Raw genomic sequence first — 14,225 nt, 5'->3', positions numbered from 1 at the left:
CCGGTCACGTAACACCCTCGTGATGCGGCTCACGCCGTGATGTCGTGAGTGTGGTGAGGTTGTGAGAAGTAGTTGACCTCGGGGTGCAGCACGACGACCGCGCCGTGAAACGTCGTCCGTCGACCATGGACACATGACCGAGAGCCACCGCCCCGACCAGCCGCGCAAGCGGCTCGTCGTCGTCGGCTCCGGCATGGCCACCACCCGGCTGATCGAGGAGCTGGTCGCGCGCAACGCGACCGCCACCATGGACATCACCGTCCTGGGCGACGAGCCGGTGGCGCCGTACAACCGGATCCTGCTGTCGGCCGTCCTCGAGGGGACGCACCGGCCGGAGGCCCTCACGCTGCGCTCGCCGGAGTGGTACGCCGACAACGGTGTCGACCTCCGCCTCGGCGCGCGCGTCCTCACCGTCGAGCGCGAGCTCAAGGACGTCATGCTCGTCGACGGCACCCTGATCGAGTACGACGTCCTGGTGCTGGCGACCGGCTCCATCCCCACGCTCCCGCCGATCCGCGGGCTGGTCCGGATGGACGGTTCGCTCCACGACGCCGTGCACGCCTTCCGCTCGCTCGCCGACTGCGAGCGCCTGGTCGAGGCGATCGAGGCGACCGACGACCAGGGTCGTCTCGTCAACCGTCGTGCCGTCGTCGTCGGCGGTGGCCTGCTCGGTCTCCAGGTCGCCCGCGCGCTCGGCGCCCGCGGCCTCGACACCGAGATCGTCGAGGGTGGCGAGCACCTGCTCCACCAGCAGATCAACAGCGGGGCCGGCAAGGTCCTCGCCCGCGACCTGAAGAAGCTCGGCGTCGCCGTCTACACCGGCTCCCGGGCGATCCGGCTCAACTCGGGCGACGGCCCGCTCGGCATGGGCGCCGTCCGCGTCCTCGACCCGCTGCCGCGCAACCCCGGCAAGGTCGCGCTGCGCCTCGACAACGGCTTCAACCTCGACACCGACCTGCTCGTGCTCACGGCCGGCGGTCGTCCGTCGACCGCGCTGGCCCGCGGCGCCGGCCTCGAGGTCCGTCGCGGGATCGTCGTCGACGACCAGCTCGCGAGCGTCACGGACCCCGCCATCCACGCCCTCGGCGACTGCGTCGAGCACGACGGCCGCACCACCGGCTTCGTGCCGCCCGCCTGGGAGCAGGCCGGCATCCTCGCCGGGATCCTCTGCGACGAGGCCGTGAAGTACGACGGCAGCCGGATCGTCGCCCGCCTGCGCGCCACCGACCTGGACGTCGCCGTCCTCGGTGACGCCGAGCGCGAGATCACCGCCGGTGGCGAGGTCGTCGAGGTCTCCAACCCGATCTCCGGCTCGCACCGCCGCCTCGTCGTCCGCGACGGCCGGATCGTCGCGGCCACCCTGGTCGGCGACCTCTCGCGGGTCGGCCTGATCACCCAGCACTTCGACCGCCAGACGGTCCTCGGCGCCCACGAGCCGGGGAACCTGCTGATGCCCGAACGTTCCGAGACGGAGGGCAGCGTCGCCCTCAGCCTCCCCGACGACGCGGAGGTGTGCGCCTGTGCGGGCGTCTCCGCCGGTCGGATCCGGGCCTGCTCGTCCTTCGAGCAGGCACGTGACACCACCCGTGCGACCACCGGCTGCGGTGGTTGTGCCCCAACGGTCCGGCAGCTGCTCGGCAGCCGACCGGCCCTGGCAACCTCCCAGAAGGGATCTTGAGATGGCACCGCACCTCAGGAAGCAACTTGTCGTCGTCGGCCACGGAATGGTCGGCCACCGCTTCGTGCAGGCCGCGATCGAGCGCGGACTCACCGAGACCTACGACATCATCGTGCTGGGCGAGGAGCCGCGGCCGGCGTACGACCGCGTCGCCCTGACCTCCTTCTTCGAGGTCGGCGCCGAGGCGCTGTCCTACCTCCCCGAGGGCGTGTACGACGACCCGCGGGTCTCGTTGCACCTCGAGTCCGAGGTCGTGGCGATGGACGCCACTGCGCAGACCGTGACCCTGGCCAACGGCACTGCCTTCGCCTACGACGAGCTCGTGCTCGCCACGGGTGCCGCGCCGTTCGTCCCGCCGGTGCCCGGCAAGGACCTCGGCAACGTGTTCGTCTACCGGACCATCGAGGACCTCGAGGCGATCCGCGAGGCCAGCAAGTCCGCCAAGGCCGGTGCGGTCATCGGCGGTGGCCTGCTCGGCCTGGAGGCCGCGAACGCGCTGCACCAGCTCGGTGTGAAGACGCACGTCGTCGAGATGGCGCCGCGCCTGATGGCCGTCCAGATCGACGAGGCCGGCGGCGCCACGCTCAAGCGCCACGTCGAGGACCTCGGCCTGACCGTCCACACGGGCGTGATGACCGAGCTGATCGACGGCGACGACGACGGTCTCGTGTCCGGCATCAAGTTCAAGGACGAGGACACCCTTCCGCTCGACATCGTCATCTTCTCCGCGGGCATCCGTCCCCGTGACCTGATCGCCCGCGAGGCGGGTCTCGACATCGCCGAGCGCGGCGGCGTCCTGGTCGACGAGGACTGCCGCACCTCCGACGCCCACGTGTGGGCGATCGGTGAGTGCGCGGCGCCCGGCGGCCGGATGTACGGCCTGGTCGCGCCCGGCTACTCGATGGCCGAGGTCGTCGTCGACCAGCTGCTCGGGGGCGAGGGCCAGTTCCTCGGCGCCGACATGTCGACCAAGCTCAAGCTCCTCGGTGTCGACGTCGCTTCGTTCGGTGACGCGTTCGCGACGACCGAGGACGCCCTCGAGCTGGTCTTCGCCGACGCGGTGGCCGGTATCTACAAGAAGCTCGTCGTGGCCGAGAACGCCACCGGCGGCTACGAGCTGCTCGGCGGGATCCTGGTCGGTGACGCGTCGGCCTACGGCTCGCTGCGCCCGATGGTCGGCTCCGGCATGGAGCTCCCGGCCAACCCGGAGGAGCTGATCCTCCCGGCCGGTCGCGGTGGCGGCGTCGAGCTGGGCCTGCCCGACGAGGCCCAGATCTGCTCGTGCAACAACGTCACGAAGGCCGACATCAAGGCGGCCGTCTCCGACGACGCGACGCTCAACGACGGCGGCCCGTGCAGCGACGCCGGGTGCGTCACCAAGTGCACCAAGGCCGGCTCGACCTGTGGGTCGTGCAAGGTGGTCGTCAAGAAGATCGTCGAGGACCACTTCGCCGCGACCGGCAAGGTCGTCGACAAGTCGCTGTGCGAGCACTTCGCGATGACCCGCCAGGAGCTCTTCGACGTCGTCGCCGTCCACGGCTACAACCGGTTCGACGACATCATCGAGGGCCACGGCAAGGGCCGCGGTTGCGACATCTGCAAGCCCGCCGTCGCCTCCGTCCTCGCGAGCCTGCTCAACCACCACGTGCTCGACGGCGAGAACGCCACGCTGCAGGACACCAACGACGCGTACCTCGCCAACCTGCAGAAGAACGGCACCTACTCCGTCGTCCCGCGCATCCCCGGCGGCGAGATCACTCCCGACAAGCTGATCGTGATCGGCCAGGTCGCCAAGGAGTTCGGCCTCTACACGAAGATCACCGGCGGCCAGCGGATCGACCTGTTCGGTGCCCGCATGGAGGACCTCCCGGCGATCTGGAAGCAGCTGGTCGACGCCGGCATGGAGTCCGGCCACGCCTACGGGAAGTCCCTGCGCACGGTGAAGTCCTGCGTCGGCTCGACCTGGTGCCGGTACGGCGTGCAGGACTCGGTCGGCCTGGCGATCGAGCTCGAGCTCCGCTACCGCGGCCTGCGCTCGCCCCACAAGCTCAAGGGCGGCGTCTCCGGGTGTGCGCGTGAGTGCGCCGAGGCCCGGTCCAAGGACTTCGGCATCATCGCGACGGAGAAGGGCTGGAACCTCTACGTCTGCGGCAACGGCGGCGCCATCCCGTCCCACGCGCAGCTGCTCGCGGGTGACCTGGACACCGCCACGTTGATCAAGTACCTCGACCGGTTCCTCATGTACTACATCCGGACCGCGGACCGCCTCCAGCGGACGTCGTACTGGATGGACGCCATCGGTGGCCTGGACCGGATCCGCGAGGTCGTCGTCGACGACGCGCTCGGCCTCGGCGCCGAGCTGGAAGCCGCGATGGACACCCACGTCGACTCGTACTTCGACGAGTGGAAGGCCACCATCGAGGACCCCGAGAAGCTCGCCCGCTTCGTGTCCTTCGTCAACGCGCCCGGCACGCCCGACCCGAACATCACCTTCCGTGAGGAGCGCGGCCAGATCCAGGCCGAGCTCACCGACGGCCCGGTCTCGCTGGGCAGCACGATCCCTGTGGGAGCCCCGTGATGACGAGCCTGGAGCGCACCAGCATCGACACCGTGGTGTGTCGTCTCGACCAGATCCGCAAGGAGTCCGGCGTGACCGCGCTCGTCGCGGGGGAGGCCGTCGCCGTCTTCCGGACGTACGACGACGAGGTCTACGCGCTGTCGAACTTCGACCCGTTCGGCAAGGCGTCCGTGCTGTCGCGCGGCATCGTCGGCACGAAGACGGTCGTCGTCGACGGCGTCGATGGTCGGGTCGAGGAGCAGGTGCCCTTCGTGGCGAGCCCCCTGCTGAAGCAGCCGTTCGACCTCCGCACGGGCATCTGCCTGGACAACGCAGAGGTCTCCGTCGCGACGTACGACGTCCGGGTCATCGACGGTGTTGTCGCGGTAGGGGCCCGACGGGGGACAATCGCTCCATGACCGACCTCCCGCTCGACGGCTTCCGGATCGGCGTGACCGCCGCCCGGCGGGCCGATGAGCAGATCGCGCTGCTCGAACGGCGCGGGGCGGAGGTCGTCCATGCGCCGGCACTGTCCGTCGACCCCAACCGGATCGACGAGGTCGGGCTGCTCGCCGCCACGAAGGACGTCCTGTCCCAGCCGGTCGACATCTTCGTGGCCACGACCGGCATCGGCCTGAAGTCGTGGTTCACCGCGTCCGAGCGCTGGGGGCTGCTCGACGACCTCGTCACGCACCTGAACGGCGCCGAGATCCTTGCCCGCGGCCCGAAGAGTGTGGGCGCCCTGCGCCGGTTCGGCCTGCGCGAGCTGTGGGCGCCGGAGTCCGAGGAGTTCGAGGACGTGCTCGGCCACCTGCGCGGCCGGGACCTGAACGGCCTGCGGATCGTGGTGCAGGAGCACGGCCAGTCGTTGTCGATGGCGGCCCACGCGCTGCGTCGTCTCGGTGCCGAGGTCACCACCGTCGCGGTCTACCGCGTCGAGGGTGCCGACGACCCGGAGCCGATGTTCGGCCTGATCGAGCAGATCGCCGAGCGCCGCGTCCACGCGGTCACCTTCACCGCCGCCCCCGCGATCGCCGCCCTGATGGAGGCTGCCGGGACGACGGGCCACCGCGACGAGGTGGTCACCGCCTTCCAGGCCGACGTGATCGCCTCCTGCGTCGGGCCGGTCACGGCCGCGGCGTTCGAGATGTGGGGCGTCCCGTCGATCTACCCGGAGCGCTCGCGCCTGGCCGCCATGGTCAAGCAGCTCGAGACCGAGCTCCCCTCCCGCGCCACCGGCACCTCGCTCGAGGTCGGCGGCCACACCTTGCTCCTGCACGGCGACGACGTGCTCCTCGACGGTGTCGAGGTCAAGCTCTCCCCGGCCCCGTACGCCGTCCTGGCCGCTCTCCTGGTCAACCCCGGCACCGTCGTCTCCCGCCGCGACCTCCTCACCTCCCTCCCGTCCGGCACCGCCGGCTCCGAGCACGCGGTCGAGATGGCCGTCGCCCGCCTCCGCGCCGCCATCGGCACCCGTTGCGTCCAGACCGTCGTGAAGCGCGGCTACCGCCTGGCGGTGTCGTCATGAGGCACGAAGTGTGGGAAATGGGGGCACGAAGTGTGGCAATTGGGGCCCCGAAGTGTGGCGATCGGACGCTCGAGGTGCCCCGGCTGGTGACGGTCGCCCACGGCACGCGTACGGCGGTCGGCAACCTCGTGGCCGCCGAGCTCACCGCAGCGGCCGGTGCGCGACTCGGCTGGCCCGCCACGACGTCGTACGTCGAGCTCTGCTCGCCGTTGTTCGCCGATGTCGTCGCGACGACCGCCGGCCCCACCGTCGTCGTACCCCTCCTGCTGAGCACCGGCTACCACCTTCGGACGGACCTGCCGGCGGCCGTCGCGGCCGCGGCCGAACCGGACCTCGTCCAGCTCGGTGGCAGCCTCGGGCCCGACCCGCTCCTTGCGGCCGCGCAGGTCGACCGGCTCCGCGAGGCCGGCGCGACGCCCGGCCAGCCGGTCGTGCTCGTCGCCGCCGGGTCCTCCGACCCGCTCGCCACTGCCGACCTCGATGCTGCGGCGCACCTGCTGGCCCACGCCTGGGGCGCTCCCGTCCGGCTTGCGACCCTGTCCGGTCTCGGTGCCCGGCCGGAGCACGTCGTCCGCGCTGGCGATGCCGTGTCGCCGTACCTCCTGGCCACCGGCCACTTCCACCGCAAGGCAAGGCACGCCGCCCTCGCTGCGGGCGCATCCGTGGTCGCCGACGTCATCGGTCCGCACCCGCGCGTCGTGGACCTGGTCTGTGAGCGGGCCCGCTCGATGCAGGTCGCCGAACGCGCCTCCGCCTGACGCCTGACGGTCGATCGGCTACTCCGCTACTCGGCCGCGACCGAACCCACGAACCGGGCGAGCGTCGCGAGTTCGGGGATGTCCTCGGCCTCGTCGAGGGTGGTCCGCAGGACTTCGTCGTGCAGTGGCCGGGCCTTCTTCAGGAGCGCTCGCCCGGCGGGGGTGAGTTCGGTGTAGATGCCGCGCCGGTCATCGGCGCAGAGGATCCGGGTGAGCAGGCCGCGGTTCTCGAGGCGGGTGACCAGCCGCGTCGTCGCGGACGCCGACAGGGCTGCGGCGCGGGCGAGCTGCTGCATCCGCATGTGCCAGCCGTCCTGGCGGCTCAGCGCGTCGAGCACGGTGAACTCCACGACCGACAGGTCGTGCTCGCGCTGCAGCGCCTTCTCGAGGGCGGCCTCGATCAGGCCGTGGACGGCGGCGAGGGTGCGCCAACCGTGCGACCGGATCTCGACGGCGTCGTCGGCGATTCCCATGGAGTCCTCCTCGTGAACGTTCTCCGAGCATACCTGAGTTGCGCGGATAGTGCGCGCGTGCAACTATCAATACAAGGCGTGTGCAACTACTGCACACGCGGACTACCTTCACACGCCTTCTCTTGCTGGGAGCATGCTCGATGCCCGTCGCACTGTTCGCCCTCGCCATGGGCGGTTTCGGAATCGGCCTGACGGAGTTCGTGATCATGGGCCTGCTGCCCGAGGTCTCGTCGGACTTCGCCGTGTCCGAGACGACCGCCGGCTACCTCATCTCGGGCTACGCCCTCAGCGTCGCCATCGGCGCGGTCGGACTGACCCTCGCGCTCACGCGCGTCCCCCGCAAACAGGCCCTGCTCGGGCTGATGGTCCTGTTCATCCTCGGCAACCTGGTCTCGGCCGTGGCGCCCGACTACACGACGATGATGATCGGCCGGATCGTGGCGGCGCTGTGCCACGGCGCGTTCTTCGGCATCGGGTCCGTCGTCGCCGCCCAACTGGTCGCCCCGGACCGGAAGGCCCGCGCCATCGCGTTCATGTTCGGGGGCCTGACCCTCGCCAACGTCCTCGGCGTCCCGCTCGGCACTCTGCTCGGCCAGGCCGCCGGCTGGCGCTCGACGTTCTGGGCGATCACCGCGATCGGCGTCGTCGCCTTCATCGGCATCGCCGCACTCGTGCCTGCCCACACCGGTCGTGGCGAGGCCGCCCCGGCAGGTGTTCGATCCGAGCTCAGCGCCTTCGCGAGCCCGCAGGTCTGGTTCTCGATCGCCGTCACCGTGCTCGGGTACGGCGGCATGTTCGGCGGCTTCACCTACATCGCGTTCACCCTGACCGAGGTCAGCGGTTTCTCGTCCGGTGCGGTGCCCCTGCTGCTGGTGCTCTTCGGTGTCGGCCTGTTCATCGGCAACCTCGTCGGCGGCCGGGCAGCCGATCGCAACGTGGTCCGCACGCTCGTCGTCCTCCTCGCAGCCCTCACCGTGGTCCTCGCCGGCTTCGCCCTCACCGCTGGCAACAAGCCGATGACCGTGGCCGCCCTGCTCCTGATGGGTGCCGTCGGCTTCGGCACCGTCCCCGCGCTGCAGATGCGGGTCATGGCGTACGCCGACCGCGCACCCACGCTCGCTTCCGGAGCCAACATCGCCGCGTTCAACCTCGGCAACGCCCTCGGTGCATGGATCGGTGGGCTCACCCTCGCCGCCGGCCTGGGCTACACCTCGCCGCTCTGGGCCGGCGCCGGCGTGACCGGCCTGGGGCTGGTCGTCCTGCTGGTCGCCGTCCGCGCACCCGGTGGCGAGCGTCGTACCGCTCCGGCCGTGCCTGTCCCCGTCCCCGCCTGATGCACCCGTCCAGCACCATTGGTCGCAGCCCCCACAAGGAGAAACCCATGACGATCCCCACCGTGACCCTCAACAACGGCGTCGCCATGCCGCAGCTCGGCTTCGGCGTCTTCCAGGTCCCGAACGACGAGACCGAGGCGGCGGTCACCGCTGCTCTCGAGGCCGGCTATCGCAGCATCGACACCGCGGCGGTCTACCGCAACGAGGTCGGCGTCGGCCGCGCGCTCGCGAAGTCGGGCCTCGCGCGCGAGGAGCTCTTCATCACCACGAAGCTCTGGAACTCCGACCAGGAGGCCCCGGTTGCGGCCTGTGAGAAGAGCCTCGAACGACTCGGCCTCGACCACGCCGACCTGTACCTGATCCACTGGCCGACCCCGGCGCGCGACCTGTACGTCGGCGCCTGGCAGGGCCTCGAGCAGTTGTACGCCGACGGGCGGGTCCGTGCGATCGGCGTCTCCAACTTCCTGCCGGACCACCTCGAGCGGATCGTTGCGCTCGGCGGAACGGTGCCGGCCGTGAACCAGGTCGAGGTGCACCCGGCTCTGCAGCAGCGGGCCGTCCTCGAGGCCGACGCGCGCCTCGGCATCGCGACCGAGGCGTGGAGCCCGCTCGCCCAGGGCGCCGTCCTCGCGGACCCGGTGGTGACGACCATCGCCGCGCGCGTCGACCGCACGCCTGCCCAGGTGATCCTGCGCTGGCACCTCCAGCAGGGTCGCGTGGTGATCCCCAAGTCGGTCACCCCGTCGCGGATCGCCGAGAACCTCGACCTGTTCGGGTTCGAGCTCAGCGGCGACGACCTGGCGGCGATCGACGGGCTCGAGCGCGACGGTCGGGTCGGCCCGAACCCCGCGGAGTTCAACGGCGCCTGAGGTCAGGCCGCCTCGAGCGACTCCGGCGTGTGCAGGCGGACGAGGAACCGTCGCGCGTGGGCAGGCGCTCGCGCGGACGTTGCGAGCGAGACGGTGACCATCACGACGACGGCGAGCGGCACGCTCCAGGCGGCGGGCTGGCCGAGCAGGGCTCCGGCCCAGCCGCCGGGTGCGTAGCCACCGAGGGTGGCCACAGCGGCCCCGCCGGCGCCGAGGCCGCCCGCGACCAGGCCGGCGAGGGCGCCGATGTCGGTCAGGCCGCGCCACCAGATGCCGAGCACGAGCAGCGGGCAGAACGTCGATGCCGCGACGGCGAAGGCCAGTCCCACCGACTGGGCGACGCCGACGTTGCGGACCAGCAGCGCCACGACCAGCGGAATCACCACGGCGACGACCGCGGCGACCCGGAACGCCGTGACGCCGCCCCGATCCCCGACGAGACGCGTCGTCACGTCCTGCGTCAGGACGCCGGCCACGGCGATGGCCAGCCCGGACGACGTCGACAGGAACGCGGCGAAGGCGCCGGCCGTCACGAGGCCGGTCAGCACGTCACCGCCCACGCCCTCGAGCATCACCCGGGGGAGCTCGAGGACGAGCACGTCCGATCGTCCGGACGACACCAGCTGGTCGCCGTACACGCGGCCGAGGGCGGCGTAGACCGGCGGCAGCAGGTAGAACAGGCCGAGGAAGGCGAGCACCACCACCGTCGTACGACGCGCTGCGCGGCCGTCGGGGTTGGTGTAGAAGCGGACCACCACGTGCGGCAGGCCCATGGTGCCGAGGAACAGCGCGATGATCAGTGAGTACGTCGTGTAGAGCCCGAGCCCGCCGCCGCCGGCGACCGGCACCGACCAGTCACCGTCGGCCATCGAGCTGCCGGGGCGGCCGTCGCCCCACCAGACCGCGAGCAGGACGGCCGCCGGGATGAGCAGCGCGGTGAGCTTGAGCCAGTACTGGAAGGCCTGGACGAAGGTGATCGAGCGCATCCCGCCCGAGGTCACGTTGGCGAGGACGACACCGCCGACCACCACGGGCCCGACCCATTCTGGCGCGCCGATCGCGGCGTGCAGGGTGATCCCGGCGCCCTCGAACTGCGGCAGCAGGTAGAGCCAGCCCACGCCCCCGACGAGCAGCGAGCAGGCGGCCCGCACGGTGCGCGAGCCCAGCCGGGCCTCGGCGAAGTCGGGGAGCGTGTAGGCGCCGGAGCGGCGCAGGGGAGCGGCGACCAGGACGAGCAGGACGAGGTAGCCCGCGGTCCAGCCGACCGGGTACCAGAGCATCTCCGCTCCGCCGATCAGCAGCAGTCCGGCGATGCCGAGGAAGGACGCCGCGGACAGGTACTCGCCTCCGATCGCCGACGCGTTCAGTCGCGGCCGCACGGTGCGTGACGCCACGAAGAAGTCGCTGGTCGTGCGGGAGAAGCGCAGGCCCCAGGTGCCGATCGCCAGGGTCACCAGCGAGACGAGGACGACGGCGACGAGGCCCGGTACGGCGGCGGTGTCCACCCTCAGGCCCTCTCGTCGTCTCTGTCCTCGGCGCTGTCCTCGTGGCCACTGACCAGGTCCGCGAACACCCGCTCGTTGCGCTCGGCCCGCCGCACGTAGCGCCAGCCGAGCAGCAGCAGGAACGGGTAGACGAGGACTCCGAGCGCCAGCCAGGCCAACGGGATGCCGAGCAGCTGCCGGTCGGCGAGCGACGGCGCCAGGTGGAACAGCAGGGGCACCAGGCCCAGCGTCAGGACGAGCAGGCCGATCACCCGCAGCGCGAGCCGCAGCTGCTCGGCGAGGAGCGAGCGCAGGTAGAGGTCGCCCAGTGCGGTCTGCTCCGTGACGTCACCGAGCCGGGTCGCCGTACGACTGGCCGCGGTGTGGCGTGGCGGACCGGTGACCCGCACCCGCTCGGTCATGTTCAGCCGCCTGCCCGGGCCCGGCGGACCAGGACGTCGCGCAGGCCGCGGGTGTGCCGGCGGCTCACCGGCAGCTCGATCTCGCCGACCATCACCGACGTCCGCCCGCTGTCCGAACGCACCTCGGTCACGTGCGCCAGCGCGACCAGCAGGGAACGGTGGATCCGGTGGAAGCCGGACTCGGCCCAGTCCTCGGCGAGCGTCGTCAGCGGCACCCGCACGAGGTAGTTCTCGCCGGCCTTGGTGTGGAGTCGCGCGTAGTCGCCCTGTGCCTCGACGTGGGTGATGTCGCGGCGATCGATGAAGCGCGTGACGCCGCCGCGCTCGACGGCGACCTGGGTGTCGGCGACGGGAGCCGGGGCCGCCGTGTCGGCCAGCACCCGTCGTACGGCCTCGGCGAGGCGCTCGGGGCGGACCGGCTTGAGGACGTAGTCGACCGCACGCAGGTCGAACGCGTCGACGGCGTGCTGTTCGTGGGCCGTCACGAACACGATCGGCGGCGGCTGCTTGAACCGGCTCAGCACCTCGGCCAGCTCCAGCCCGGTCAGGCCCGGCATCTGGATGTCCAGGAAGACGCAGTCGACCTCCCGCTCGCGCAGCGTGCGCAGGCCGTCGGTGGCGGACTGGCACGCGACCACCTCGCCGATGCGCGGGTCGGCCTCGAGCAGGAAGGTGAGCTCGTCGAGGGCGGGTCGCTCGTCGTCGACCACGAGCACGCGCAGACCGCTCATGCCCGATCCACCGTGACGCCCGGTGCGAACTTCGGGACGCGCACGATCACCTTGGTGCCGGCGCCGGGTGCGGTCTCCACGACCAGACCGTAGTCGTCACCGAAGGTCGCGCGCAGCCGTGCGTCGACGTTGCCGAGCCCGACCGAGTCGAGCGCCTCGTCACCGGCGAGCGCGCGTCGTACCTTCTCCGGGTCCTCGCCGACCCCGTTGTCCTCGACCTCGATGACCGCCTCGTGCCCGCGGTCGTGGGCATTGATGGTGAGGTGCCCTGCCTGCTCGACGCCTTCGAGCCCATGGCGTACGGCGTTCTCGACGAGCGGCTGGATGCAGAGGAACGGTACGACGACCGGCAGCACCTCGGGTGCCACGTTGAGCGTGACCTGGAGCCGGTCGCCGAAGCGGGCCTGTTCGAGCAGGAGGTAGCGCTCGATGGAGCGCAGCTCCTCGGCGAGCGTCGTGAACTCGCCGTGCCGCCGGAAGGAGTACCGGGTGAAGTCGGCGAACTCCACCAGCAGGTCGCGCGCCCGGTCCGGGTCGGTGCGGACGAAGCTGGCGATCGCGTTGAGCGAGTTGTAGACGAAGTGCGGGCTGATCTGGGCGCGCAGGGCGCGGATCTCGGCCTCGATCATCCGGTTGCGGTGGGCGTCGAGCTCGGCGAGCTCGAGCTGCCCCGACACCCACTGCGCGACCTCCTCGGTGGCCCGCACCAGCCCGGCGGTCATGCTCGGAGCGAACGCCTGGACCGTCCCGAGCACGCGCCCTTCGACGATCAGCGGGCTCGCCACCCCGGACCGGACCGGGCACCCGTTGGTGGTGCACCCGAGCTGGCCGCGGTCGACGGTGCGGGTGCTTCCCCGCTCGATCGTCAGCAGCCCGACGACGGCCGCCTGGTCGAGGTGGTGGTTGCCGACGCCGTCCCAGGCCAGCACCGCCTCGGTGTCGGTGATCGCCATCGCCGGGGTGCCGAGCAGGTTGCGCAGGTGCTTCACGGCCCGTTCGGCGCTCGCCGTCGTCAACCCCTCCTGGAGGGGCGGCGCAGCAAGGGACGCCTGGTGCAGCGCCCGGAACGCCGCGCGGTCCGCGTCACTGCCCAGATGGCCCCGTCGCCACCACCCCGCGTTCCGCATCCGCCCATCGTGCCGCACGAAGTGTGGGGTTTGGGGACACGAAGTGTGGGGTTTGGGGATGCGAGGTGTCGCAGGTGGCCGCGGGTCACCACACCGAGATCTCGGCGGTGGTCGCGCCGGAGTACCCGTAGGCGTCGCTGCGGATGCAGGCGAAGCGAGCCGTGGTGGCCGGTCGCACCGGCACCGGGAAGACCCGCCCGTCGTCGCTGCCGACGTCGCGCAACGCTCCCGCGCGCACGAAGGCGCGACCGTCCCGCGACAGCTCCACCACCTGGTCCACCGCCAGGAAGGGAGTCCGGACCACCACCCGCGACACCGGTCGCGCCCGACCGAGGTCGACGCAGATCCGGCGGTGGGACGGCGGTCGGCAGGCGCTGTCGCTGACGTCGCACTCGCCGGACAACCGCACCTGGGCGTGGCTGTCCAGGTCGCCGTCGGTCAGCCCGCAGACGCCTTCGCCCCTGACCTGCCGTCCTCCGCGATCTGTCGTGCACGGCCGGCCCCGCGACACCGGGACCGCCGTGCCCTCGGCGGCGACCGCGGGCGCCGTGTAGACGAACGCCGCCCGCCCGCGCCTGGTCGACGCGACCACCGTCACCCGCATCGGCTGGTCCTCGGTCACCCACCCCGCCACCACGGCGTTGGTACGACGAAGGCCGCTCGCCACTTCGACGGGCTTCGCGAACGCCGACTCCCCGGTGGTGGCGTAGACGGCGTAGCGCACGGCCTTGCCCTGCGGTCCGGTCAGTCGGGGCCAGGCGACCCGGGTGCCACCGGCCACCGGCGTCAGGGCCACCGTCGGCTCCCACAGCACGAGGTCGGGCACCCGTTGGGGGTCCTTGCGGTTGGGCACCGAGACCGCCACCTGGGCTGCACCGTCCGGTCCTTGCGGCCGCTGCCCGCTCACCGTCAACGCCTTGTCGGCCTCGACCTCGCCCGCCGGCAGGGTCCACAACCCGTTGTCCGCGAGGTTGGCTCGATGGGACGTCGGGCAGAGGCCCGCGTCGGGGATCAGGCAGAACACACCGAGCGAGATCAGCCGGACCGAGAGCAGCACGATGTTGTCGTCGAACGGCTGGGTCAGGGTGACCGAGCCACCCGGCACCGACTTCCCCGAACCATCGAGCAGCCGCCCGTAGACCTCGCCGGCCTGGACCGTGCTCGGCACCACGACCGCGGGTGCGGGCTCGGGCGTTGGCTCACCGGACGTCGTACACGCGGCGAGGAGGAGAGCCAGCGTGGCCAGAGCAGACCGGCCGCGCAT

The 14,225-nt window shown here is 71.6% G+C and carries 13 protein-coding genes; 7 read left to right on the top strand and 6 right to left on the bottom strand.

What is annotated here, in order from left to right; genetic code table 11:
• The first annotated feature begins 133 nt into the window (after positions 1-133).
• The 5 genes from ACOACQ_RS14770 (at position 134) to ACOACQ_RS14750 (ending at position 6,521) form a co-directional block, all read left to right on the top strand.
• Positions 134-1,678 (top strand): FAD-dependent oxidoreductase, encoded by a 1,545-nt coding sequence (locus tag ACOACQ_RS14770; RefSeq protein WP_378606548.1) that lies wholly within the window; start codon positions 134-136, stop codon positions 1,676-1,678.
• Position 1,679: 1 nt separating this feature from the next.
• Positions 1,680-4,256, top strand: coding sequence for a nitrite reductase large subunit NirB (gene nirB / locus ACOACQ_RS14765; protein WP_420288620.1), 2,577 nt, complete (start codon positions 1,680-1,682; stop codon positions 4,254-4,256).
• Positions 4,256-4,654, top strand: coding sequence for a nitrite reductase small subunit NirD (nirD, locus tag ACOACQ_RS14760; protein WP_378606554.1), 399 nt, complete (start codon positions 4,256-4,258; stop codon positions 4,652-4,654). Before nirB ends, nirD begins: the two co-directional genes overlap by 1 nt.
• Positions 4,651-5,763, top strand: coding sequence for a uroporphyrinogen-III synthase (locus ACOACQ_RS14755; RefSeq protein ID WP_420288619.1), 1,113 nt, complete (start codon positions 4,651-4,653; stop codon positions 5,761-5,763). Before nirD ends, ACOACQ_RS14755 begins: the two co-directional genes overlap by 4 nt.
• Before the next feature lie 86 nt (positions 5,764-5,849).
• Complete coding sequence (locus tag ACOACQ_RS14750; protein ID WP_420288618.1) at positions 5,850-6,521, top strand: sirohydrochlorin chelatase; 672 nt, start codon at positions 5,850-5,852, stop codon at positions 6,519-6,521.
• A 26-nt stretch (positions 6,522-6,547) separates the two neighbouring features.
• On the opposite strand, the gene ACOACQ_RS14745 is transcribed toward ACOACQ_RS14750, so the two are convergent.
• On the bottom strand, positions 6,548-6,994 hold the full coding sequence (locus ACOACQ_RS14745; RefSeq protein WP_378606565.1) for a MarR family winged helix-turn-helix transcriptional regulator: 447 nt from the start codon (positions 6,992-6,994) through the stop codon (positions 6,548-6,550).
• Between the two features lie 140 nt (positions 6,995-7,134).
• On the opposite strand from ACOACQ_RS14745, the gene ACOACQ_RS14740 reads away from it, so the two are divergent.
• Together ACOACQ_RS14740 and ACOACQ_RS14735 are read left to right on the top strand one after the other, a co-directional pair.
• Entirely contained in the window at positions 7,135-8,328 is a 1,194-nt protein-coding gene (locus tag ACOACQ_RS14740; RefSeq protein WP_378606568.1) for an MFS transporter, read from the top strand.
• A gap of 47 nt (positions 8,329-8,375) precedes the next feature.
• Positions 8,376-9,197 carry an aldo/keto reductase gene (locus ACOACQ_RS14735; protein ID WP_378606571.1) on the top strand — a complete coding sequence of 274 codons (822 nt, stop codon included), beginning with the start codon at positions 8,376-8,378 and terminating at the stop codon, positions 9,195-9,197.
• Positions 9,198-9,199: 2 nt separating this feature from the next.
• Here ACOACQ_RS14735 and ACOACQ_RS14730 read toward each other — a convergent pair whose 3' ends face one another.
• The 5 genes from ACOACQ_RS14730 to ACOACQ_RS14710 all read right to left on the bottom strand — a co-directional run bounded on the left by ACOACQ_RS14730 (position 9,200) and on the right by ACOACQ_RS14710 (position 14,225).
• A complete protein-coding gene (locus ACOACQ_RS14730) occupies positions 9,200-10,702 on the bottom strand; it encodes a cation acetate symporter (RefSeq protein ID WP_420288617.1) in 1,503 nt (500 codons plus the stop codon).
• A 2-nt stretch (positions 10,703-10,704) separates the two neighbouring features.
• Positions 10,705-11,103: a hypothetical protein gene (locus tag ACOACQ_RS14725; protein ID WP_420288616.1), complete on the bottom strand. Its 399-nt coding sequence runs from the start codon at positions 11,101-11,103 to the stop codon at positions 10,705-10,707.
• A 2-nt stretch (positions 11,104-11,105) separates the two neighbouring features.
• A complete protein-coding gene (locus ACOACQ_RS14720) occupies positions 11,106-11,834 on the bottom strand; it encodes a LytR/AlgR family response regulator transcription factor (protein WP_420288615.1) in 729 nt (242 codons plus the stop codon).
• Positions 11,831-12,961 carry a sensor histidine kinase gene (locus ACOACQ_RS14715; RefSeq protein WP_378606580.1) on the bottom strand — a complete coding sequence of 377 codons (1,131 nt, stop codon included), beginning with the start codon at positions 12,959-12,961 and terminating at the stop codon, positions 11,831-11,833. The genes ACOACQ_RS14720 and ACOACQ_RS14715 overlap by 4 nt, the downstream gene beginning before the upstream one ends.
• 85 nt (positions 12,962-13,046) lie before the next feature.
• The gene (locus ACOACQ_RS14710) at positions 13,047-14,225 is read right to left on the bottom strand and encodes a hypothetical protein (RefSeq protein ID WP_420288614.1); all 1,179 of its coding nucleotides are present in this window, start codon (positions 14,223-14,225) and stop codon (positions 13,047-13,049) included.

Origin of the sequence: Nocardioides sp. CPCC 206347, from assembly GCF_048654605.1 — a bacterium.
Taxonomy (GTDB): Bacteria; Actinomycetota; Actinomycetes; order Propionibacteriales; family Nocardioidaceae; genus Nocardioides.
The sequence above is the reverse complement of the archived record's forward strand: the minus strand, read 5'-3'. Positions and strand labels throughout refer to the sequence as shown.